Annotated in this window: 24 protein-coding genes and 1 pseudogene; 11 read left to right on the top strand and 14 right to left on the bottom strand. The window is 54.1% G+C overall.

Going from position 1 to position 21,259, the window contains the following annotated elements; all coding sequences use genetic code 11:
- On the bottom strand, window positions 1-754 hold a 754-nt coding region (locus tag ACT3TP_RS17470), incomplete at its 3' end, for a PDDEXK nuclease domain-containing protein (protein ID WP_444621182.1).
- Window positions 755-1,162: 408 nt separating this feature from the next.
- Here ACT3TP_RS17470 and ACT3TP_RS17465 point away from each other — a divergent pair.
- Window positions 1,163-1,660 carry a hypothetical protein gene (locus tag ACT3TP_RS17465; RefSeq protein WP_444621181.1) on the top strand — a complete coding sequence of 166 codons (498 nt, stop codon included), beginning with the start codon at window positions 1,163-1,165 and terminating at the stop codon, window positions 1,658-1,660.
- A gap of 362 nt (window positions 1,661-2,022) precedes the next feature.
- Window positions 2,023-2,480: pseudogene (locus ACT3TP_RS17460) on the top strand (transposase); the annotation flags it as partial.
- Window positions 2,481-2,681: 201 nt separating this feature from the next.
- On the opposite strand, the gene ACT3TP_RS17455 reads toward ACT3TP_RS17460, so the two are convergent.
- The 7 genes from ACT3TP_RS17455 to ACT3TP_RS17425 all read right to left on the bottom strand — a co-directional run bounded on the left by ACT3TP_RS17455 (window position 2,682) and on the right by ACT3TP_RS17425 (window position 8,057).
- On the bottom strand, window positions 2,682-3,044 hold the full coding sequence (locus tag ACT3TP_RS17455) for a hypothetical protein (protein ID WP_013350285.1): 363 nt from the start codon (window positions 3,042-3,044) through the stop codon (window positions 2,682-2,684).
- Between the two features lie 130 nt (window positions 3,045-3,174).
- The gene (locus tag ACT3TP_RS17450; protein ID WP_444621183.1) at window positions 3,175-3,378 is read right to left on the bottom strand and encodes an integrase core domain-containing protein; all 204 of its coding nucleotides are present in this window, start codon (window positions 3,376-3,378) and stop codon (window positions 3,175-3,177) included.
- Entirely contained in the window at window positions 3,339-3,782 is a 444-nt protein-coding gene (locus tag ACT3TP_RS17445; protein ID WP_081461184.1) for a DDE-type integrase/transposase/recombinase, read from the bottom strand. Before ACT3TP_RS17445 ends, ACT3TP_RS17450 begins: the two co-directional genes overlap by 40 nt.
- Before the next feature lie 316 nt (window positions 3,783-4,098).
- Window positions 4,099-4,410, bottom strand: coding sequence for a transposase (locus ACT3TP_RS17440; RefSeq protein ID WP_041650260.1), 312 nt, complete (start codon window positions 4,408-4,410; stop codon window positions 4,099-4,101).
- A 510-nt stretch (window positions 4,411-4,920) separates the two neighbouring features.
- Window positions 4,921-6,369 (bottom strand): PepSY-associated TM helix domain-containing protein, encoded by a 1,449-nt coding sequence (locus ACT3TP_RS17435; RefSeq protein WP_443461156.1) that lies wholly within the window; start codon window positions 6,367-6,369, stop codon window positions 4,921-4,923.
- Window positions 6,370-6,405: 36 nt separating this feature from the next.
- On the bottom strand, window positions 6,406-7,608 hold the full coding sequence (locus ACT3TP_RS17430; protein WP_442334673.1) for a Dyp-type peroxidase: 1,203 nt from the start codon (window positions 7,606-7,608) through the stop codon (window positions 6,406-6,408).
- The gene (locus ACT3TP_RS17425) at window positions 7,608-8,057 is read right to left on the bottom strand and encodes a copper chaperone PCu(A)C (RefSeq protein WP_444621180.1); all 450 of its coding nucleotides are present in this window, start codon (window positions 8,055-8,057) and stop codon (window positions 7,608-7,610) included. The genes ACT3TP_RS17430 and ACT3TP_RS17425 overlap by 1 nt, the downstream gene beginning before the upstream one ends.
- 1 nt (window position 8,058) lies before the next feature.
- Between ACT3TP_RS17425 and ACT3TP_RS17420 the strand changes: the two genes are divergently transcribed.
- Window positions 8,059-8,400: a hypothetical protein gene (locus ACT3TP_RS17420; RefSeq protein ID WP_226910952.1), complete on the top strand. Its 342-nt coding sequence runs from the start codon at window positions 8,059-8,061 to the stop codon at window positions 8,398-8,400.
- 186 nt (window positions 8,401-8,586) lie between these two features.
- Here ACT3TP_RS17420 and ACT3TP_RS17415 read toward each other — a convergent pair whose 3' ends face one another.
- Window positions 8,587-9,213, bottom strand: coding sequence for a hypothetical protein (locus ACT3TP_RS17415; RefSeq protein ID WP_444621179.1), 627 nt, complete (start codon window positions 9,211-9,213; stop codon window positions 8,587-8,589).
- Window positions 9,214-9,656: 443 nt separating this feature from the next.
- Between ACT3TP_RS17415 and ACT3TP_RS17410 the strand changes: the two genes are divergently transcribed.
- The 4 genes from ACT3TP_RS17410 to ACT3TP_RS17395 are packed head-to-tail and all read left to right on the top strand — an operon-like array spanning window position 9,657 to window position 12,527.
- Window positions 9,657-9,926: a hypothetical protein gene (locus tag ACT3TP_RS17410; RefSeq protein ID WP_013350295.1), complete on the top strand. Its 270-nt coding sequence runs from the start codon at window positions 9,657-9,659 to the stop codon at window positions 9,924-9,926.
- A 38-nt stretch (window positions 9,927-9,964) separates the two neighbouring features.
- Window positions 9,965-10,906, top strand: coding sequence for a metal ABC transporter substrate-binding protein (locus tag ACT3TP_RS17405; RefSeq protein WP_013350294.1), 942 nt, complete (start codon window positions 9,965-9,967; stop codon window positions 10,904-10,906).
- The gene (locus tag ACT3TP_RS17400; protein WP_444621178.1) at window positions 10,906-11,637 is read left to right on the top strand and encodes a metal ABC transporter ATP-binding protein; all 732 of its coding nucleotides are present in this window, start codon (window positions 10,906-10,908) and stop codon (window positions 11,635-11,637) included. The genes ACT3TP_RS17405 and ACT3TP_RS17400 overlap by 1 nt, the downstream gene beginning before the upstream one ends.
- Window positions 11,638-11,684: 47 nt before the next feature.
- Window positions 11,685-12,527: a metal ABC transporter permease gene (locus ACT3TP_RS17395; RefSeq protein ID WP_049862754.1), complete on the top strand. Its 843-nt coding sequence runs from the start codon at window positions 11,685-11,687 to the stop codon at window positions 12,525-12,527.
- A gap of 70 nt (window positions 12,528-12,597) precedes the next feature.
- On the opposite strand, the gene ACT3TP_RS17390 is transcribed toward ACT3TP_RS17395, so the two are convergent.
- Window positions 12,598-13,293 (bottom strand): metal-dependent transcriptional regulator, encoded by a 696-nt coding sequence (locus tag ACT3TP_RS17390; RefSeq protein ID WP_096255088.1) that lies wholly within the window; start codon window positions 13,291-13,293, stop codon window positions 12,598-12,600.
- A gap of 706 nt (window positions 13,294-13,999) precedes the next feature.
- On the opposite strand from ACT3TP_RS17390, the gene ACT3TP_RS17385 reads away from it, so the two are divergent.
- Both ACT3TP_RS17385 and ACT3TP_RS17380 read left to right on the top strand, forming a co-directional pair.
- Window positions 14,000-14,926 carry a type IV toxin-antitoxin system AbiEi family antitoxin domain-containing protein gene (locus ACT3TP_RS17385; RefSeq protein WP_444621177.1) on the top strand — a complete coding sequence of 309 codons (927 nt, stop codon included), beginning with the start codon at window positions 14,000-14,002 and terminating at the stop codon, window positions 14,924-14,926.
- Window positions 14,926-15,873: a nucleotidyl transferase AbiEii/AbiGii toxin family protein gene (locus ACT3TP_RS17380; protein ID WP_444621176.1), complete on the top strand. Its 948-nt coding sequence runs from the start codon at window positions 14,926-14,928 to the stop codon at window positions 15,871-15,873. Before ACT3TP_RS17385 ends, ACT3TP_RS17380 begins: the two co-directional genes overlap by 1 nt.
- Window positions 15,874-16,009: 136 nt before the next feature.
- Here the strand turns inward: ACT3TP_RS17380 and ACT3TP_RS17375 are convergent, their stop codons facing one another.
- From ACT3TP_RS17375 to ACT3TP_RS17360, 4 genes are all read right to left on the bottom strand, one after another.
- Window positions 16,010-16,624 (bottom strand): recombinase family protein, encoded by a 615-nt coding sequence (locus ACT3TP_RS17375; RefSeq protein WP_444621175.1) that lies wholly within the window; start codon window positions 16,622-16,624, stop codon window positions 16,010-16,012.
- 324 nt (window positions 16,625-16,948) lie between these two features.
- Entirely contained in the window at window positions 16,949-17,677 is a 729-nt protein-coding gene (locus ACT3TP_RS17370) for a transglutaminase domain-containing protein (RefSeq protein WP_180993145.1), read from the bottom strand.
- The gene (locus ACT3TP_RS17365) at window positions 17,678-17,998 is read right to left on the bottom strand and encodes a metalloregulator ArsR/SmtB family transcription factor (protein WP_240520582.1); all 321 of its coding nucleotides are present in this window, start codon (window positions 17,996-17,998) and stop codon (window positions 17,678-17,680) included.
- A 229-nt stretch (window positions 17,999-18,227) separates the two neighbouring features.
- The gene (locus tag ACT3TP_RS17360; protein ID WP_444621174.1) at window positions 18,228-18,791 is read right to left on the bottom strand and encodes a hypothetical protein; all 564 of its coding nucleotides are present in this window, start codon (window positions 18,789-18,791) and stop codon (window positions 18,228-18,230) included.
- Between the two features lie 224 nt (window positions 18,792-19,015).
- On the opposite strand from ACT3TP_RS17360, the gene ACT3TP_RS17355 reads away from it, so the two are divergent.
- Together ACT3TP_RS17355 and ACT3TP_RS17350 are read left to right on the top strand one after the other, a co-directional pair.
- Window positions 19,016-19,477: a hypothetical protein gene (locus ACT3TP_RS17355; protein ID WP_096256524.1), complete on the top strand. Its 462-nt coding sequence runs from the start codon at window positions 19,016-19,018 to the stop codon at window positions 19,475-19,477.
- A gap of 299 nt (window positions 19,478-19,776) precedes the next feature.
- Window positions 19,777-20,367, top strand: a complete 591-nt coding sequence (locus ACT3TP_RS17350; protein ID WP_441721816.1) for a recombinase family protein — start codon at window positions 19,777-19,779, stop codon at window positions 20,365-20,367.
- The last annotated feature ends 892 nt before the right edge of the window (window positions 20,368-21,259 follow it).

Genomic DNA, 21,259 nt, shown 5'->3' with positions numbered 1-21,259 from the left:
CAACGACGACATAACGGTCCGATGGCACGTGATACAACAACAGATCAACATAAAAATCATCGCCATCGACATCAAGATGGTACTGCCTACCGACGAACGCGAAACCAGCACCAAACTCGGCTAAAGTCTGCGACAAACGAAGCGTCATGGCTTCTTCAATCGCAAGCTCTTGCGCCTCTTCGGTGAGCCCCAAAAAATCAAAGATCAGGGGATCCTTGGCCAGTTCCTTCGCCAAGTCACTGCCCTGGCTAGGTAAACGAGATTCTAAATTGTTAGGAGCCGCACCTTCGCGTGCATGTAACCGAGTACGAATTTGGTGCTCAAGAACCGCCACCGACCAACCATTCTGAACAGCACGGTGCGCATACCACTGACGCAATTCACCGTCACCAATCTTATTCAGAAGCGCCACGTTGTGAGTCCAGCTCAATTGTCCAGTTACTGACTGGACAATTGAATCTTCATCACCCCACGCTTCGGCAAACGCCCGCATATTGTATAGATTCGTTCTCGAGAACCCCTTCATATGAGGGAACTCAGCTCGCAGATCCCTCGCAATCCTGTCGAACACCTTACTCCCCCAAGGCTGACCAGCCTGACGCTCAAGAATGATTCGCCCGATATTCCAATACAGTTCGACCATGGCCGCATTAACCATCCGCTGCGCCCGATGCTGGGCCCCGTGGATCAGCTCTTTCAAGGTCAACAACGCATCAGAATAGTCAGCAGGAAGATCGCGTTCGATTTGGGACATATATCAACCATAGATGCCGAAGAGACAACATGCCGGAAAAGTTCAGCCACCAACTGGACACTTAACGCATACATCCACAAACTGACACAATGGATGCGACAAAAGTGGGACAGATTCGATCAGTGCCACAAACGGTCGTTTACGTGACATCGGGCATCGAAGAACATGCACATCCGAAAATTGTCACTTAACCCCAATGCTGTTTCATGGAGGTCCGGAAACCCACGAACGCACCACCCCAAGGCTCGTCGTCCTTGACGCTCTTGGACGCGGACCCCCTAGTCTTTGCCTGTGCAGCAGTCCGCTCTCAAAGATCCTACTGCGGGGCGATTCACTAGTACTACCTCAGGTGCGACACTGAGCAATGCATCGGGCCTCTACGTGGGCGCGCCAAGCGAAGGACAACACATGAACAAGCAAACCAAAAAGTTCCTGATCACCGCTGGAATAGGCGCCATCGTCATGGGGCTCACCGCCTGCGGCCCCCTAGACACGCCGTCTCCAGGTGCGCGCGCCTATGGCGGGATCGAACCGACCACCTCAACCCAGGAAAGTCTCGCATCCCGCGTGCCTCCCGATGAGATGGACAGTCCTGGATTCGATGTAGTGGTAGCAGACCCACTCCTGAAAGGCACCACTTCCACTGATGTTCCTCTCGGTATGGGACGATTTGTCTCTATCTGGGTGGATTGCGATCGTGCCACGTCACACCTACGAGTGAGGGTGACCGCCGCCAACGGTGCGAAGCTGCTTGACGACACACAAGCGTGCGACTTCAACGGTGCTGCGTTCGTTTCGAACGCGACGGAGGGTTCTCCGACGGAACAAGCCAAGGTTCTGGTGGAGGCTCCGGGAAGCGTCGTGTATCGCATCTTCGTCGGCGCGGAAGGTAGCCGCAACTCGTGAACGTCGTCGTATGCTGACATGTACGGACATCACGAAGCGACAAAAACTCCAACGGACGGTCCAATGTTCGATATGTCTCTTCAGCAACTCCAGAACGAAAATTTCATTTTGCGCGTCACGAAAAGTGATTTCCCCACTCCTACATAGTAGAAACCATGTGCTGGATATTCGTGTTCACATCGCTGTATCTGCGCACTAGGATGAAAGAAAGCCTAAGTAGGGGGAATGCTGCACTTCTCCCCGTCTTTTTGTCGGGGGTGGACAGGAATTCCATTCTGTAGTTCTCGCCTTCCTACGGACTTTCCGTGTTCGTGTGAGCTGTCATGATGTCGTGAGACACGCGTTCGTAGGAGAATGAGTGCATGTCCAAACGTCAGAAGTTCACCCCGGAGTTCCGCGCCGAAGCAGTCGAACTAGTGATCTCCTCCCAGAAGAGCCTGGTCGAGGTCACAGCCTCTCTAGGCATCAACGAAGGAACCCTGGGCAACTGGGTCCGCGCTTACCGCACCGAGCACCCAGAATCGGAAGCAGAGGAACGCGGACCAGTGGAATGGGCCCAATACGAGAAATTGCGCAAGGAACTGCTGGAGGTGAAACGGGAGAACGACTTTTTAAACGATGTCAGCGCCTATTTCGCCTCGAACAGCAAGAAATAAGCGCAATCTTCACCTTCATCAAAGCCCAGGCCGGCCAGTACCCGGTGAACTGGATGTGCCAGAAACTGCAGGTATCCAGGGCATCCTATTACCGGTGGCTGAACCCCTGCGAGGAGCTGAGCGAAGCCAAAGCACTGCGCATGCGCCGCACCGAACTGGTCCACTACAACGCTAAGACCTACACCGCAGCCGTGCAACTCGTTGCTCGACTGGCCACGGGAGCTTCGACTTTGAACCGAACGGTTGCTGCTGAGGAGGAAGAACGATGGGCTTTTCGCCGCTGAAATTCTGCGATACATGTGGTTGGGTACCCAAAAGCCGTGTGCTGCACGCAAAGGATTGCGCGGCGCACGGCTCCGCGGCTTCTACTTGCAGAACCCGTTGTTCTTGATGACGTCCAGGATCTTCTTGGCATCCCGCTCGGTGACCGTTTCCACGCCTGCGCCTTCAAAACGAGCTTGAGTACTCGAGATCAACTTGTCCGGTGACATACCGCCCAAAATGTCAGTGCACTGATTGCGAGCGCTGTTAAAAGCCTTCTCATTGTTCAGCGCCGGATCGATTTCCGCTAGATCTTCCCGTAGCTTTGCTTCTTGCTCGGAGTCAGGCCTAGGGATGCCGGTGGCGGCGCCAGCAGCAACCTCGTTGGCGGTGGACTCATTGAAGTATGTACATCCGCTCAGTGCAACAGTGCTGATCATCAGGAAGCTGGCAAAGACTTTCTTCATGTTACTCCTTAGGAATGGGATCGCGATCAGTACTGCGATTTGTCTATATGAACCGTCCCGGAAATCATGTCGCTAATTTACTAGCGGCAACATCGGGTATCGCGCCGTTGAAGTCATCATAGTAGAGTTCCTAAAATTCCACCGGTTTACTATAGCCGAGGGTCGAATGCAACCGGGCATAGTTGTACCAGTGCACCCAATCCACGACGACATCCCCGACATCGGATTCCGCTGCCAACGGGCTGTTGCGGAACGGGGAATCCCTAGCCGCGGCTTCGTTCTTGAACAACCTCATCACCGTTTCGGCGGCCGCGTTGACGAACGCATCCCCGATGGTGCCGATCGATGGGACCAGCCCTTCAGCGGCCAGCGTCCTGGTGTACCGCTGCGAGGTATATTCACTGCCGGCATCTGAATGATGTACCGTGCCTTGAATCGGGCTTTACGAGATCCCGAACCATGCCGGCGTTGCCATAACGCCATCCGGAGAGCTTCCTTCACAAACTCGGTATCATGCGAGGTTGACGTCGCCCAAGACAGAATCCGTCTGGAGAACAAATCGATCATGAACGATACGTAGGTGAACCCGGCGCCGGTCGGCACATCAGTGAAATTTGTGATCCAGACCTTGTCAGGCGCGACAGTGAAGAATTTGCGGTTCAGTAGATCCTTGGCCCGAATCTTGTCCTTCACACGGATCGTGGTGACAGTCCTCCGGCCTCTGGCCAGACCCTTCATTCCCGCCTCGCGCAACAGCTAAGTCCACGGTGTGCTTCGAGATCTCAAGGAAGCCGTTGCGCTGCAACCAAGCCCGCATCTTCCGACGCCCGTACAGCAACCTCAGGCTTAGGCCTGCCGGTCTTCTCATCAGGCTGCTGCAGATTGTGCAGGACGTTGAGGATCTGGGCGTCGGTGATGTCCCGGGATGCCGGTTGGCGTTGTTTCCAGCCGCGGTAGGTTCGCGCAGAGACCTGCAGTCCCTGAATAGTCAGGGCTTGGCATGTCTGCTCGACTGCGTAGCCGCACTCGCGTTGATGGTCGATGAACTCGGTGATTAGGGCCGGCGAGGGTCGAGCTCCCTCGCGAAGAAAATCGCTGGCTGGCGGAGGATTTCGTTGCTTTCTTCCAGGTCCTTGGCCTTGGCCTCCAGGGCTTTGATCTCGGCGAGTTCCTCGCTGGTGGGGCCGGTGCGGTCCCCGGCGTCGACCTGGGCCTGGACGACCCACCGGCGCAGGGCCTCGGCGCCGATGCTCAGCTTGGGTGCAAGATCCTGGCCGGCACTGTAGACCGACTTGTATCGCTCCAACCGGTCCAGGACATAGGCGACGGCGCGGGCCTTGGCTTCAGGGGTGTACTGCTTGGGCATGCTTTCCATTCTCTCAATAGAAAGCGGCATGAAACCCAGGACGTTTCACCGAGCCCCTCGAGATCTAGTGGGTGGAACTGTCCATCGGCAGCGCGGCGTACGACCATGCCGCCGCGAAGACCGTGTGGGATTGTTCAAGAACGAGGCCGTCGCCACGGTCTCGCTTTTCTGCATCGGAGCGGTTAAGACCGAATTAGACGTTGTGGAGGTTGTCTTCGAATGGGTGCATTGGTACAGCTGCGAACGCCTGCGTTCCTCTCTGTTCCACCAAGCACCGGAGGAATTCGAGCGAACCTATTATGATGAAATTTCCGGCTCGTTACCCGACGCTGTCGCGCATAAAACGGCAGCATGGTTTGCGGGACGGTGCAGCCATCCCTATCGGGGAATGGGCAAAGATCACACTGCTGCATACTGCATATAACTTTCAAAAACGGTGGTTTTTGAAACAGTTGTGCCCTTCGCCTACAGCGCGAAGGGCACAACTAAAACTTGTTTGAACTTTTGAATTTATTCAGTGGTTCGATGTTGAACTTTACTGCGTTGGAGCCGGCCTACGATCATGTCAATGACGAGGAAAGCCGCGAGGCTGATTCCCATCAGGGGCAAGAAGACCCCTACCATTCCGGCTGCAAGCAGTAGCAACAGCAGCCCCCACCACGGGGCACGCAACAATCCGCCGCGAGCCGGTGTCTTGCCCATGCGTTGCGAGGGATTTTTCATGGGTCGACGTTTCCACCACATCACGTATCCCAGCACCACCATGGTGGCGATGGTGGTAGCGACGAGGAACAACAAGATCTGGTTCGGCAATCCGAACATAGACCCCATGTGGATATCGATTCCCCACCGCGTTAGCTTCGCCGCAAGGTTGAAGTCTTTGAAATCTACCCGGTCGACGACTTCCAGGGTTTGACCATTAATGGAGACCGCGTCAACTTCGGTCGGGTATGAGCGTTGAATTTCTTGGACCACCCATGCTTTGCTTTCCGCAGCGGGCGGCTTGATTTCGACCAGTCCGGTGTTGATATTGACTTCGCGGGCGATGGAGAGCATCGTGTCGAAAGCTGCCGGGTTCACCGACTCCCCGGTGGGTGCTGTAGACGCTCCATGGTGGTGGGCATGCTCATCAGCGGAACCGTCGCCAGTGGCAGTGAGGTCGGTGCTAACGGAGGGGGTGCCCCAGTTCAGCGCAGTACGCAATTCACCCACGTTTGCGCCGCCGTAGGTGGACCAAGTGATCCCGGTGGCGGAAAGGAAGAACGCGCCAAGCAAGACCCAGATCCCCAGAGAGCCATGCCAACTGGCCAGTCGGCGGTAGCCGGTGGCTTTGGTATTGGGACGTAGGAGGTCCTTTTTGCGTTTGGTGCGCCTGATCCGCAAGATCCATAGACCTAAGCCAGCAAGGGCAATGATACCTAGCCAGGAAGCTGCCAGCTCGCTGTACATGCGTCCTGGCTCACCGAGTTGCAGATTGCGGTGCAACTGGTCGATCCAGGTGCGTAATGGCAGGGCACCACTGGTTCCGTAGGCGGTGAGATCGCCGCGGATTTCAGCGGTGGCAGGGTCCACGAAGATGGCCCTGGTTTCGCTCTCGCCCAGTGCTGGGTCGGCATACATCACCCGCGTGGTGTCCCCTTGATTCGGTGCCGGACGCACCGCGACCAAGGTTTCGCTGCTACCCATATAGGTGTTGGCCGCTTCGACTTGATCAGCTAGCGGCAGATAGGAATCAGCAACCGGTGCGTGCAGTTCTTTGGCGTAGACCGCTTGTTCGATCTGCGGCGTGATCGCGTATAAGGCTCCGCTCACGGCGGCGATGAGGATGAACGGACCGATGAAAATTCCTGCGTAGAAATGCAGCCGAAGTAGCAGTTGCCCAAACCAGCCTTTGCGAGTCGGACGGGAAGGCATGGAAGGCGGTTGGGATTCCGGGGGTGCGGTGTCCAAGAGAGTCATGAGTAATCCTTGAAAGAAGAGAAATAATAGGGCTGGTCATGCCTTGAAGAGGGTTTCACCGACGAATCCTCCTTCGGCACAGCCTGGCGGGATGAGGAACACGGCAGAGCCGATCGGCGTGGTCCACTGGTTCAGCGCGTCAAGCTCCGCCAGACGTTGTTGCAACGGGACGAATTGCTTGGCCACGCTTTGTTGGTAGGACACGAAAATCAGTCCCGAATCGGAAATATCGGTTCCAGTGGGCTGCTCGTCATAGTTGTATCCCCGGCGGAAGATCCGCTCGCTGGGGTTCTCTGAGCGGGCGCGTCGAATGTGCGCGTGGGCCGGGATGACCGTGAATCCGAGAGCGTTGGTTGCTTCGAAATCGGGTTCGTCGTGTTCCTGACTGCCGGTGGTGGGGGCACCATTCGCCAAGGTTCGTCCAACACTGAATTCTCGACCGGAACGATCCACTTCGTCCCAGGTGTCGACGTCCATCTGGATGCGGCGAATGACCATGGTGGTGCTTCCATCAGGGTTCCATACCAGCGCGTTGAAGTCTGCGGTCTGCGGCGAGGGGTTGACGGTTCCATCAACCTGGCCGAAGAGGTTACGCATCGTCGTGCCAGTAGCTTCTGATCCTCTAGAACGGCGGAACCCTGGCTGCACCCATTTCACCGATGCGAACCGTCGGGCATCTTTGAGCAGCATCCGCTGGGCATGAGCCACGGTCAGCTGATCATCCGAGGCGATATGCAGCAACAGGTCCCCGTCGTTCCACCGTTCTTGCAACCGATCGATACTGAACTTAGGCAGTGGCTGAATACCTGCGGCAGAGGATCCTGCCAGCTCCACCAGCTTCGGGCCAAAGCCGAAGGTCACGGTCAAGCGGGCAGGAACTGCTCCTAGTTCCGGTTCGGTATCTGCCAAGGCGGCTTGCCCCTGGGTGAGCCTTGCTGCGTCATCTGTGAGCAGTCGCAGGAGGCGTTGCACTGCGGCCCTGTCGAGATTCTCGCGCAGGGTGAGCGCGATGTAGGTGGCGTGGGCTTGCGGTTTCGTAGCGATGCCTGCTTGGTGGGGGCCATAGAACGGAATCACGGTGTTCCCGTGCAACTGATTCGCTGCCTCAGCGGGCGCGGTGGTGCTAGTCAAGGACTCAATGCCGAGGGCTGCGATCGCTCCCAGCCCTGCGGCGGCTCCACCGAACAGTACTCCGCGCCGACTCGGGCCACTTTGAAAGGGTGTCTTTTCGTGGGGCATTAGTGATCGTGGGCGCTTTCCGATGCGGAATGGTCCATATCCATGGTGCTGTGGTCCATGTCCCCGTGCTCGGTGCCTTCGTATTTTTCGTTGGCTCCGGCGAACTCCTTGACGGGGGCGGTGACATCGAAGGTGGTGTCATCGGAGAAGGTCAGGGTCAGGTTCACATCATTGCCTGGTTGCAGTGGTTCGGTGAGGTCCATGAGCATGATGTGGTTTCCCCCGGGTTCCAGATGCAGTTCGCTATGGGCGGGGATGGTGAAGCCACCGGTTTTTTCACGCATGACCATTGCCCCGGATTCATTGGCTACGGTCTCGTGCAGTTCCAGATCGGTGGAGGCAGGGCTGGTCACGGAGGTAACGGTGATGTCGTGGTCCCCGGTATTTTCAATGGTGCCGAATCCTGCGGACATGCCTTCGTCAGCGGCCTTCACCCACGGATCTTTCATCGTGACCGAAGCATTAGACGGTGATGCGGGGCTGTTCTCGGCGGGGTTTGTAGCGCAGCCGCTCAGGGTGAGCAGGGCAGCGGCACAGAGGGCAGCGGTACGCAGAGCAAAAGAGGTGTTCAAGGTTCATCCTAAAAATATGGAAGCGCAGACAGCGCGCTTCGAAGGAGATATGCTGTTGAGCCCAAAAACTCTGGATGCCGAGCAATATGCGGGGCAACCGGTTGTTGGGGATGGCATGGTGAGGGATTGCCCTCAGAAGAAGGGCATGGAAGTCTATGGTGTAAGCGCACTGTGCGGATTACTGAGCGACGGGGCGCGAAACTATGCAGGCAGCTGCTGAGCTAAGAAATCATCACGATGAATAGTTGTGCGTGAAGCAGCATGCCAGGCCCGGGTTCAGAGCGGTCTTGCATACGAGCAACTTCCTGTGGACAGCAACACGAGACGCAACAAATCCGCCTGTCAGTCGTCAGTAAGGCAGACGTAAAAAACCCACAGACACGTTGATCTGTAAATGGGAGTGGTCTTACACCGTGGTGAGTGCGGGTGGACCCCGACGAATAACCGACGTTGAATACACGCATATCGTGTAGGTCGGGATTTCACGCGGGGCAGTGGGAGTCGGCAGTGGGTGGATTAGCTGGTAGGCGAAAGTAACTAGTCGCCACAGCAGTTTCCAGGTCAACAGGTCAACGATGTTAGCGGCAGCGATGAGCATTTGTTCGCTGCGATGCAGAACCAGCACGGTAGCGAGGCCCGCCATGAGGTGGGCTAGAAGCATCGTGGTATCACTATGGCTCATGGTGGCAGCGTCGGCCGAGGTAGTGATATCTATGGGCATAGTCATCCCATGATGCGCGTGCATGTCCTGCTCGCCATTGATGGACGCAGCTGAATGCCCGGCTCCCATCGAGAACAACAGGTGGAAGAGCAGCTGGCTGAATCCAACCATCCCGGCCAAGCGCCACAGGGTGAATTGTCGACCGCTGAGCAACATGCACACGAGAAGCGACAGCGCGAGAGGTAGCGCGACGTTCAGGAGTCCTGGTACTTCTCCGCCTGCGAGTACGTGGGAGCACAGAGAAACGAACGTCGCAAAGAATGCGGCGGTCGTGCCTCTGAGAACACGTGTCGAGCGGGCGGATTTTTGCACACCCCTAGTATTCCAGACTGAGCGCTGTATTTCGACATCCCGTAAAACTGAAGTGGTAATGGCCCCATCTGTTTGCAGAAGGACCGGAAACGGTCGTTTGTGACACAGTCATGCGCCAGGTTGAGTGGAAATCCTCGACGATTGAGAACTCAACAGATTTTCGAGGATATTTCGTCGCAAAACTCAGTTTCATAAACTATGTGTCGAAAGATTAGCCACTCCACGGGTATTGCCCCACCGCACCCCTAGATCGCCCCGATCCCATCTGGCTATGGGCTCAACCATTCAAACTTCGACCATGAAATGCCTCGGCGATACCAACATCCAAGCACAGGCTACAACCGACATTCTGCATAATCATGCATTATCCATGCTTCAGAAAGGCCCTCGACCTAACAAGTAATATTTTGAACTTCGGTGTACCGAACATTAGAGTTCTACCCATGCAACATAATGCTTCACAACGAACCAACGACGGACTCTGGATCGAAGCCGTCGCATTGTTCCGCGCCGCGCAAGAGTCCAAGCACCACGAAGCGCAGTCACTACTGGGTTCCTCCACCGACCCTGCAACTGTAGTGCGTTACTTCCTGCGACTAGTCGGCATTTACTGCCGCGGCGAAAACCCGACCAAATTAGAACGATTCGCCTCAGCTGCACATCGCGCAGGGCCACCCCCTGAGACCCCGCCATCACTCATGAGCTCACTCTAGATTCTTCAGCCGTAAACCTACGATCGAAAGGCAATCCTATGCCCAGATCTCCACGTTCATTCCGCCCACGCTTTTCCCTTGCTATTAGCGCAGGAGCCCTAGCTCTCCTCCTCACTGGCTGCACCACTTCCCCGCAAAATTACGCCACAACTCAAGAAAAGAAACCGGTGGTCCTAACCACATTCACCGTACTAGCCGATATCGCTGAAAACGTCGCCGGCGACCACCTGCAGATCGAATCCATTACGAAATTCGGAGCGGAAATACACGGCTATGAACCCACCCCGGGCGATATCAGCAAAGCTGCGAAAGCTGACCTGATCCTGGATAACGGAATGAATCTCGAAGCATGGTTCGGCCAATTCGTCGAGGGGTTAGACGTGCCCCACGCTGTTGTCAGTGACGGTGTCGAACCAATCGATATCACCGAAGACGAGCATGCCGGAAAACCTAATCCCCATGCCTGGATGAGCCCGCTAAACGTACAGGTCTACGTCGATAACATGGCCTCGGCATTCAGCACTCTTGACCCTGAAAATACCAATGAATACGCGCGTAATGCAGCAGCATACAAAGAGGAATTACAGGAAGTGCATGACGAGCTAGTCACTGAACTTTCCCATCTGCCCCAGAGCCAACGAGCACTCGTCACTTGTGAAGGAGCTTTTTCCTACCTTGCCAAAGACACCGATCTAACCGAAAAATACATCTGGGCCGTCAACGCGGAGCAGCAAGCAACACCCCAGCAGATAACCTCTGCCATCGAATTCGTCACCACGAACCAAGTACCCGCAGTTTTCTGCGAGTCCACAGTGTCTGACGCGCCCATGCAGCAGGTCGTCGAAGCCACCGATGCCAAATTCGGTGGCACCCTCTATGTGGATTCCCTCTCCGGAAAAGACGGTCCTGTGCCTACCTATTTAGAGCTGATCCGTCACGACACGCAAACGATTATCGACGCATTGACTGGTGAGAATTAATGCCCCCAGCTATTTCGCTTAAAGATGTCACTGTCCAATACGGTGCGATACGAGCACTAGAGCAAGTAACGCTGGATATCAATCCACACCGGGTCTGTGCTCTGATCGGCATGAACGGTTCGGGAAAATCTACCTTATTCAAGACCATCATGGGCCTGGTTCACCCCGTCACAGGAACAGTTTTGGTTAATTCCCATAATCCTGCTGCAGAACGCAAACGTGCAGGAATCAGTTACGTCCCGCAGCATGAAGACATCGATTGGGCATTCCCACTCTCCGTGCGCGAAGTCGTCATGACTGGACGTTACGGAAAGATGGGACTCACGCGCCGTGCTAGGACTGCCGACCAGCAAGCCGTCAACGAAGCACTAGAAAAAGTGGAGCTCACCCAATACGCTGACCGGCAAATCGGCCAGCTTTCCGGAGGGCAGAAAAAACGCGCGTTCGTTGCTCGCGGCATCGCCCAAGAAGCGAAGATCCTGCTCCTCGACGAGCCATTCGCAGGAGTGGACAAACGATCCGAAGCAACAATCACCCGTCTAATCCGCGAACTTGCCTATAAAGGTGCCACCGTTGTGGTGTCGACTCACGACCTACAAGCATTACCCGAACTAGCAGACGAGGCCATCCTTCTTATGCGCCGAGTGCTGATGCACTCTTCTCCAGAAAACGTCCTTCAACCTGAGAATCTGGCTATGGCCTTCGGACTTGACGTGCTGGCAAAAGGATAACTGTGCAACTAATCGACCTTCTCATCGAACCGCTCAGCTATGAATTCATGCTTCGAGCTTTGATCACTACGCTGACCGCATCAGTAGTTTGCGCGGTCCTCTCATGCTGGCTTGTCCTCATCGGCTGGTCCCTCATGGGAGACGCGGTATCGCACGCAGTGCTCCCCGGTGTTGTCCTTGCTTATATTGTCGGCGCACCCTTTGCCCTAGGAGCGGTAATCTTCGGATTCCTCGCAGTGCTGCTCATCGGCATTGTGCGAGACACCAGCAGAGTAAAAGAAGACGCCGCCATCGGAATCGTTTTCACCACACTCTTTTCCCTGGGACTAGTCCTCATCTCTGTAACCCCAGCGCACACTGACCTGAACCACATCATCTTCGGAAATCTACTAGGCGTCTCATGGACAGATCTGGCACAAATCATCATCCTCGGTGCCCTAACCCTGGCGATACTCCTCACCAAACGCCGGGATTTCACTCTCTACGCCTTTGATCCAACCCATGCCCACGCCATTGGATTGAACCCACGTTTACTCGGGGCACTGCTCTTAGCACTTCTAGCAACGACAGCGGTCGTAGCGCTACAAGCAGTCGGAGTCATCCTTGTGGTCGCCATGCTCATCATCCCAGGAGCAACCGCATACCTACTAACCAACCGCTTCAGCAGAATGCTGATGATCGCCCCACTCATCGCGGCACTATGCGCCGTTATAGGATTGTATGCGAGCTACTACTTCGACACAGCCTCCGGGGGCATGGTCGTCCTCAGCCAAGGCGCCGCTTTCTTCCTGGCATATCTCTTCAGCCCACAACATGGACTAATCAGCGCCAAACTAGCTAGGTATCATAGGACCCGCAACGAATCCCGGCTACAGCACAGCCCCAATTAAAGAGTAAAGGGAAGCCAGAGGCCGGCGACCCCTCGGATCAGTTGCCTGCCTCTGGGTTCTCTCCCGTCGCCTATGAACCTATTGCATCCTGTGAATCAATGGATACATACAGTGCCTTGACCGCTGCAGCGCCAAGAAGCACAGATTCTTTGGCCCCTGAGATCCGAGCTTCCAATACCCCCGAAAATGGGGCACCTTGACTGATCGACAGCTTTTTCCCAATGCAGAACCCATGATCTTCAAAGAACTTCAGCATTTGAGGGTCCTCGTCAGAAATCCGCTCGATACTTACATCCTGCCCCGCTCCAACATCACTAAGTGGGACAGCGGCTGGCGAATCCACCGCGCCTGACGCCGAAGGGATCGGATCGCCATGGGGATCACGCGAGGGAAACTCCAGTAATTCGTCGATCCGCTCCACCATGAAGTCAGACACCGCATGTTCCAGATTCTCAGCCTCATCATGCACCTGATCCCAGGAATACCCCAGCACCTCGACAAGAAAAGTCTCCAACAGCCGATGCCTGCGGACCATCTGCACAGCATAGCGACGGCCTGACTCTGTTAGCTCCACCGAGCCATATGGTGCATGCTCCAAGAATCCCTGCGTGGAAAGCTTACGGATACCCTCCGACACCGAGGACAACCTCAACCCCACACGATCAGCAATTAACGAAGGAGTTACAGGGGAAGAAGTCCATTCAGACAAACTCCACACGACCTTCAAATATTTCTGAGCACTCGGGGTTAATTCAGAGATGGACATAAACAGATTCTATCTGCCAATGCAGAATCCAGATCCGCCACATTGATTTCTCAGACGTCTCACAACCTATGGGCTGCAAGACATCTCACCAAACACCACTCCCCCAATGAAAAATCCTTGAAAAATCAACGGCCGGAAATTCTCGCAACCATGCGTTGCAACCGATGCCATAGAAAGATGCCTCCACTATTAGTTGCGAGTCATTTTTGAATGACTGATACCAACTGTGGAGTCATGGGTTGATCGCAATACCTAGTCCAGGTGAAGACAGTACATAGTTTGATACACAGCCTGAGATTTGCCCAGAAAAGACTCCCCCAACGAACGCAGGGCTTCAGAGACTCGCGCAAGAGTTCCCAGGCCCGAGAGATCGCGCTCGATTGCTTCCTTACGGCATGGGCTTTACTTGGTTTTCTCGGGAGACCTGCGGTCGATGAAAGCGACAGGCAACTCCGGATCTGGGTACTTTCGCCTATGCGGAAATACCGCAACAATCAGGACAAATCATCATCACTTCAGTTTCGGCTCACTGGGGGCTTTCGTGTCAGTACTCGCAGAAAACCGAACTGGTGGTTTGAATTAGGTGGAGTGTCTATGAGTCATGAGCTTTCTTCAAAAATTCATTGACGCAACCGAAAGTATCTGCAATTGATACTTTTAGTGCAATACTTAGATGTGTCATGATGTTCGCAACTCGGAGGCTCCAATGGACGCAGTCGAAGCTTTAGAAAACCTTGAGCTGCTTGGCATAGATCATTGGGGCCTGGTGACGACGTCTCAAGCGAGAGAAAACGGGATCTCGCGCCTCTGGATGCAGCGCCTCAGCGAGCGAGGCATCATTCAACGTCTACGGCACGGGATCTACGCGTTACCATCTTCTCGTCCCGGCGCCTTACAAGATATTCAAGCCGCTTGGCTGAGCGTCACCGCCGGCGCCCCGTTCCAAACTTCAGAGAACATGCCTTACCGCGCTGTTGTTTCAGGGGCTACTGCTGCAGCAGTTTACGAGATCGGCGATCTAATTCCGCCCTATATTGAAATCTCTGTGCCGCAAGCTCGCATGACCAAGCAACACGATCTCCGGTTGCTTCATCGAGAGCTTCCTTCAGAAGACGTTGGTGACTTTGATGGGTTGCCGATCACGACCGTGGAGCGAACAATCTACGATTTAAGTCTCGCCTTTACCGATCTTGACCATCTCACCACCCTCGTTGTTGATGCTGCCCGCCGCCCTGAAGCTAGCATCGTCAAACTCGCAGAATCACTGGAAAGCCGAGCAACAACAGAAGGGCATCCAAGTGGTCGAGCGATGCTCCAAGAAATGCTCGCTACCCGTGGCCTCGACATCGATTCCCTGAACCAGAAACCTGACGCCTATCAACACATATCCCAAATCATCGCCGCGTCTTTGGATCCGGCGATCTTCGAGAACCTAAGTTCCTCGGTGTCGACCATATTCAAAGCGCAAGGGTTCACTGGCTCAAACGAACTGGCCAAAACTTGGGCGGAAATCGCGAAGGATCGTATGCCGGATTTGTCAGCCGCCGCTACGAACATGCTGAAGACCGCCATGCTTCAAGCCAACAAGAACAAAGAACACGACAGTGACCATGATGAACAAGAGGAGGGATGATGGCATCCAGCAATAAATCAAAACTTGAAATCGCGCAAGAACGACGAGCCCGCGACAGCAGAATCCAACGCGAAGCCAAACAACGAGGAACCACCCCAGCACTCATTCGCAAACAGGTAGCTTTCGCTCTCTTCTTCCAACGCGTTTTCAACCAAGAAGACTCACGCTGGATGCTCCTGGGAGGCAACGCCTTGCTGATTCGCACCGGATACGGAAGATTCACCCAAGACATCGACCTCTCCCGTGATGAACAATGGGATGACCTCAGCGACGTTCAAGAAGAGATTGAAGGATTGTTGCTACACGGCGATCGTACTGACGATTTCGACTTCACCATCACGAAGGTTGCCTCCCACTCCGAGCCAGACAACTACGGCTACGGAGCCAAAACTGCCAACATCACTGTTCGGGTGGACTTTGGCGGCAAACAATTCGATATCTTCACCATCGACATTACCAGCCGAAAACACATCACCAGCGCCGTCGAACACCTCCAACTCAAACCCGTCCTCGACGACTACGCACTCAAGGATCTGCCCAAAATCCCCACCGTACCGGCAGAAAACCACATGGCAGACAAAATCTGCGCCCTCTATGAAAAACATCAAGGCGACAAACGACGTCCCTCTACCAGATACCGTGATCTGGCAGACCTCGTCCGCTTCGTCCAAGACATCCCCGTCGACGCCAACCGTCTCGCACTGGTGATCAACCACGAAAGCCAACGCCGGAAAATTACCCCACCTCAACGCCTCGTAGCGCCCGACGAATCATGGATTGAAAACTACCCTCAGGCAGCACGCGATTTCGCCCAATACCCGCCGCATCTGCTCCCCCTCAAAACTGCGCTGGAATACGTTGGAACATGCCTTAACGAAATCCTTGACAGTACACGCAACACCGGACGTTGGAACCCCGAACACCAGTGTTGGGAAGAAACCAGCTAACACCTAACAAAGATGTGTAAACACCACCGACACCCCTAATAGCCATTGAGAGGTCCGGTACCCGCAGAATAGTAAATCATCTCGGAAATTATGCGGACCGCTCTTTGGAATCGCCCTTGGGCAAAGAGCCGTCATTCTATTTCAGTTTCAGGAGCTTCTCTCCATCTGGCCTTAACTCACCAGTCGGGGAAACATGACGATAAAGGGTTTGGCGGGTGATACCGAGCTCTTCACAGAGCACTCCTACTTTCGTTTCTTTATGTCCCATGGCAGCCATAGCTAACCGGACCTTGGCTGGAGTCATCTTATAGGGCCGGCCACCTTTATGACCTCGAGCGCGGGCCGAAGCCAAACCGGCCTTCGTGCGTTCCGAGATGAGCTCGCGCTCAAACTCGGCCAGGGCGGCAAAGATGCAGAAGACCAGTTTTCCCGAAGCGGTCGTGGTGTCAATCGCAGCGCCTTCACCAGTGAGCACTTTGAGCCCGATCCCCCGCTCGGTCAGATCATGCACCGTGTTCACCAAATGCCGCAGGTCGCGGCCTAGCCGATCGAGCTTCCATACCAATAACGTGTCACCGGAACGCATACCTTTTAAACAGGCTGCGAGTTGAGGCCGATCGTCTTTACGCCCTGACGCGTGGTCCTCGTAAAGATTCTGCTCTTCGACCCCGGCACTATGAAGAGCATCACGTTGCAGATCTGTACTTTGCGATCCGTCCGCCTTCGAAACTCGCATGTAGCCGATCAGCATAGTGAGAACCCCTTTGTCATTTATACGGTCGTTTACGTGACACTAAAATTGCAGAAAAACATACTGTGACTGTTGACATTATTTGGCGGCTAAAGTGCAATTCTAAATGGCGGTTCGTTGGGTTCCGCTAGAAGAACGGTGGCCGAGACGGCCGGTGTTCAAATGCTTAAACGATGGAACGCTTCGCTTCATGTCGCTTGTCACTGCACCTCTGTTTCAAGGGCGCGCAAGACTAGAATTACACGCTAGCGGAGCTACCCTCGCAGGTGGTCTCGGTAATTGTAAAAGCAATGCCGAGCGCCTTTGTGGACACGAAGAACAGCTCTAGGCTTCAATTCGACGCAGTACGGGGTCTGCGATAAGGCGTGACGGTGCGCACAGAGTTTGACCAAGTTGCTGAAAGGCCTGATCTCTGTCCGTGAAGTAGCCGTAGTCGGCGCGGACAAAGCGTGAAAGGTCATATGGATCGCTACTACTCCGGCCGTCCCAATTGACCGCGCAGCGCCCTACGGCCTCGAAAAGCGTTTCGGAGCCTTGATTCACGAAAGGGGACCCTCCTCGACAGCCAATTGGTCCGAACAACTCGGACACGGGGTGCCAGCCATCGATATTGAACTCGGGCCAGGCTAGCAAGATGCGATTTGGAAGGACAAAGCCGAGGCGGGGAAAACGTGCATACCAAAAAGATCGATCGATGAGCAAAATACGCACCCGAGTGGATACACTGAGGGAACGCGCAACGCTTTCTAATAGCGCCAATCGTTGACTGCAAGAACCATATCCGCGGATTAATGTGCGCGAAGCCGGCGTGTTCTCCTCTAAGGCGTAAACAGCCCGTATTTCATTGCTGATAATCGAGTGCGCCGCCTTGAGCACCTCAATATATTCGTGCGATGGCGCTAGTTCACGTGAACGGGCAACCAGCCCTGCCACAACAGGTGCTTCATAGTCCAGAATCGACGTCGGAGCGACTGAGCCCGGTTGTTCGTGGCCCCAGCCAGATCGGGCTGAGGTGCGCTTGTACCAAGGTGTAATGAGCGATGAAAACGCCATTTAGGTCTTCGCCTGGCTCACGCGACCATCTTTGTGTCTGCGCACTTCACGCAATACGATCTGCTCCGGACAAACGGTAGAGAGAAAGTCTCCGACAGAGTGCGCCAAGCGTTCCTCACCGAGAGTGTACAAGATCCGGTTGGCATCACGCCGTTCGGTGACGAGTCCTGCATGGCGTAAGACAGCTAAGTGACGGGATATGGTCGGCCCGGTGGCTTGGAAGCGTGAAGCAATCTCTCCGGCAGCTAGCTCGCCATCCTTGAGGTCTTGCAGAATTTGCCGTCGCGTGGGATGAGCTAATGCAGTGAATACGTCGGACATTGCGTCTATCATATTTAGCAATATAGCACATATGCTAAATAATGAAATTTGGGTTCAACTTCTTCTACCGGTAAAGACCCGTAGAGGACTTTGCCGTAGGACTGCTCAGCGAAAACCCTCGACAGCATTTCTAAAAACTAAGTTCCCTAGTGGGAGCTTGATTATTTCTGAACCGCGTCCTTTACTCCGATGTGCGTCTTTTAGAGATGAGAATCGTAACCCTTAAACGTTATTGCTCATTAGTAGCAAAGACCGTGGCCCAAACTTTGACTTTCTCGCGGAGCTCGAGGCGCACTTCTTGGTTATCTAGCTCTTTACGCAGGATGGAAAGGCTAGTTTCGGCAGCGTCATCGTCCCCACAGTCACTGCCCCCAATATTAGTTTCGCTACTTAATGCGATGTCCCAAGACGATAAGCCTTCGCAGGAGACGATGAATCCGACCGAATCAAATCCGTCAGGTACTTCTCCGATGGTTAGTTGAACTGATCCGTTACCTTCCACCTCGCTCAGTACTTGATTTCCCGCAGAGAGGCGCTGAATAGATTCCGAATGCCTCTTATAGACCCCTGCTGAATCCAAGACAGTTGAACTGGGTGACGTGGACGAATTGTCCGGAGTTGTTACCGGCGCAGCAGTCTCCGAAGTGGAGCTACTGGTGCAGGCGCTCAATAAAAGAGTGGCAATTGCTATTCCTGAAGCTGCTCCAAAGACGCTTTTTTCATGAGGAAAGATTATCCTTTGCTCAGATAAAAGCAAACTCTTCGAATGTATTTTTGCGGACAGTCTTCCCATCTCAATTCAATTCTCGACATTGAGCACCACCCTCAACTAAATTCGCGCATTCAAAGAGGCATCGGAAATTTTAAATCCTGCATGCGTGGCGGTTATCGTCACCTGGCGTTTAAGTGGCAGTTCTACATTGCGTCCAGGTGACTGTGGATTGCGCAGCTCCGCTTGTCCCAATAACCTAAGACTTACTATGCTGATGCCTACGCTCCTGTACAGAAGGGGGTTCCATGCCGTCTCTAAGCAGTATCCTGACAAAAATCAAGATTCGCCTGGGCTCGAAATATTCAGAAGATCAGATGGTCTACGTCGTCTATGGGAAACAACCCAGCCCATTTCCAGATCTTGAATACATAGAGCCAATAATTGCGATCGTGGCCAGTGAACGTGAATGCTTTGCGATTCAGGAAAAGTATCTAGACACTAAAGTCAGCTGGGAAGCTCGTAAGGTGCAGGGTGCCGAAAGCATAGACCTGGTAGATGGCTGCGTTTTGTATCTGACGCATACTACTTTGTCATCGTACGATGAGGACGCCGATGGGAATCCAATCTTCGGGATCATGGAGAATCCACAGCCCACGGCTCTATATTGCAGTCGGGGCGCCGCTGAACAGCAAGCACCGGATCAATACCTGCACATCGTTACCCTCGGTGAAATAAACCTTCGTGGCGTCGGAGAGCTTTTGGAATAAGTGTCCAGCACCCTACGCCAATACCTGAAGTTGCCAGACATGACGGGGCCGCACCTACCAGGTGCGGCCCCTCTTCATGTTGCTTGCCACGTTGCAGGAGATGGTATCGGTTTAGATGCCTGCTTGACCCTATCCGCGTTGTCTCAACAAACTAAAGCTTTTTGAGACACTGCACGGAGACCAAACCTGTTGTTTCAAATAGCCGGAAGAATAAGGACTGTTTTTGTCTCATTAAGTCGTCCCACCTCAAAACGTCTTAGCAACTTGTAGCGCAAGGGTTTTCGAGTCAAACTGAGCAAGTGAGATATTTGGGATACACGCGAGTGAGCACTTCGAGCCAAGACGCATCCTTGCAACTTGATGCCCTGATTGCAGCGGGGGTGCAAAAACGCGACGTGTTCGCCGATGTGACGTCCGGCAGCCGTAGTGCGATCGAGCGGCCCGGGATGAAGAAACTGCTGGAATATGCACAGTCCGGAGATACGGTGGTGGTCTGGCGAGTAGACCGGCTGGGCCGTTCCCTCATCGATGTCCTGAACACCGTGAACCTCTTGCGTGAACGCGGCGTTAACGTCCGCTCCATTTCCGATGGCATCGACCCGGCCACTTCGACCGGACGAATGATGCTGAACATGCTCGCCTCATTGGCTGAATACGAACGAGAGCTGATCGTTGAACGAGTCAACGCTGGTATCGCTGCCGCACGGCAATCCGGAACCCGTTTCGGCCGGCCACTGTCAGACCCGGCGGTGATTGCCGACAAGCTCGCGATCGCAAAAGACGCACGCGCCAGGGGACGCACCGCCGAAGACGCAGCACGCCTGGTCGGGTGGAGCCGCGCGACGTTCTACCGCCACCTGGCCAATGAAAGCCAATCGACCAAGAAGTAGTCGATTTGATGGCATCGCGCAGACGCTTCCCAACGATCGTTTACGTGACGCAAAAAATTCGGGAAAACATACCATGATCGAAGTTTGTCACTTATCCCGTTATTTATTCTATGTTGCTCAAAGCCCTATGAAACGTCAATAAATGACATTGATCAACGAACGACGCACTGTCAACAACTTTGGCACGCCTGCTCCCCAGCGGTCTTAACCTCTAATACCTCCGAGCACCTAGTTAGCTATGTCCTTGTAATCTCCCAAAACGCAGGAATCACCTCGTAAATAACTGGACGGAACTCCATCATTCTTGAGACCATCGTTCCGCGTCTTCACCTCCACGCCGCATATGAGCCTGCCTCTTCACCGGCGAGGGGGATGACGCACTCGAAGTGATGAAATAGCAGTCTGCTTTTAACCTAAGGGTTTCCCGCAATCAGTCGCAGTGCTTTGTCCCTTGATGTCGCTTAATCAACATGGTCTAGTGTGCCAGGGAATCGCCCCGAATTTGATCTTGACAATCTCCCGACCCGATCCTGTCAATTGCCTGAATTTCCACTTCGCCGCCTGTCTTTGCTCGATGAATGCAGATTATTATCAAGGAGCGAACTAACTAAGCGCTCATAGCTAAATAACCTTTTCGCGAGGTCGAGCTAAAGCGTTCCGGGGACACCCCGGAACGTTTTCTCATATTCACCCGAGCATCGAAAAGTCTGATGTCACGAAGCCTTTACCCCTATGAATTCAGCCAGTTGACCTATGAACGCTTCCAATAGAAGATAAACGCTATTTTCCTTAACTTTCCTAGAGAAAAATCAATGAAAGGAATCACACCCACGATTCACATCCGTTCGTTATACTTTCAAATAACGAGAAAAGGTTTGGGGCGAGCATAGCG

The sequence above is a fragment of the Glutamicibacter sp. AOP38-B1-38 genome (assembly GCF_052377485.1).
Classification (GTDB): domain Bacteria; phylum Actinomycetota; class Actinomycetes; order Actinomycetales; family Micrococcaceae; genus Glutamicibacter.
The sequence above is the reverse complement of the archived record's forward strand: the minus strand, read 5'-3'. Positions and strand labels throughout refer to the sequence as shown.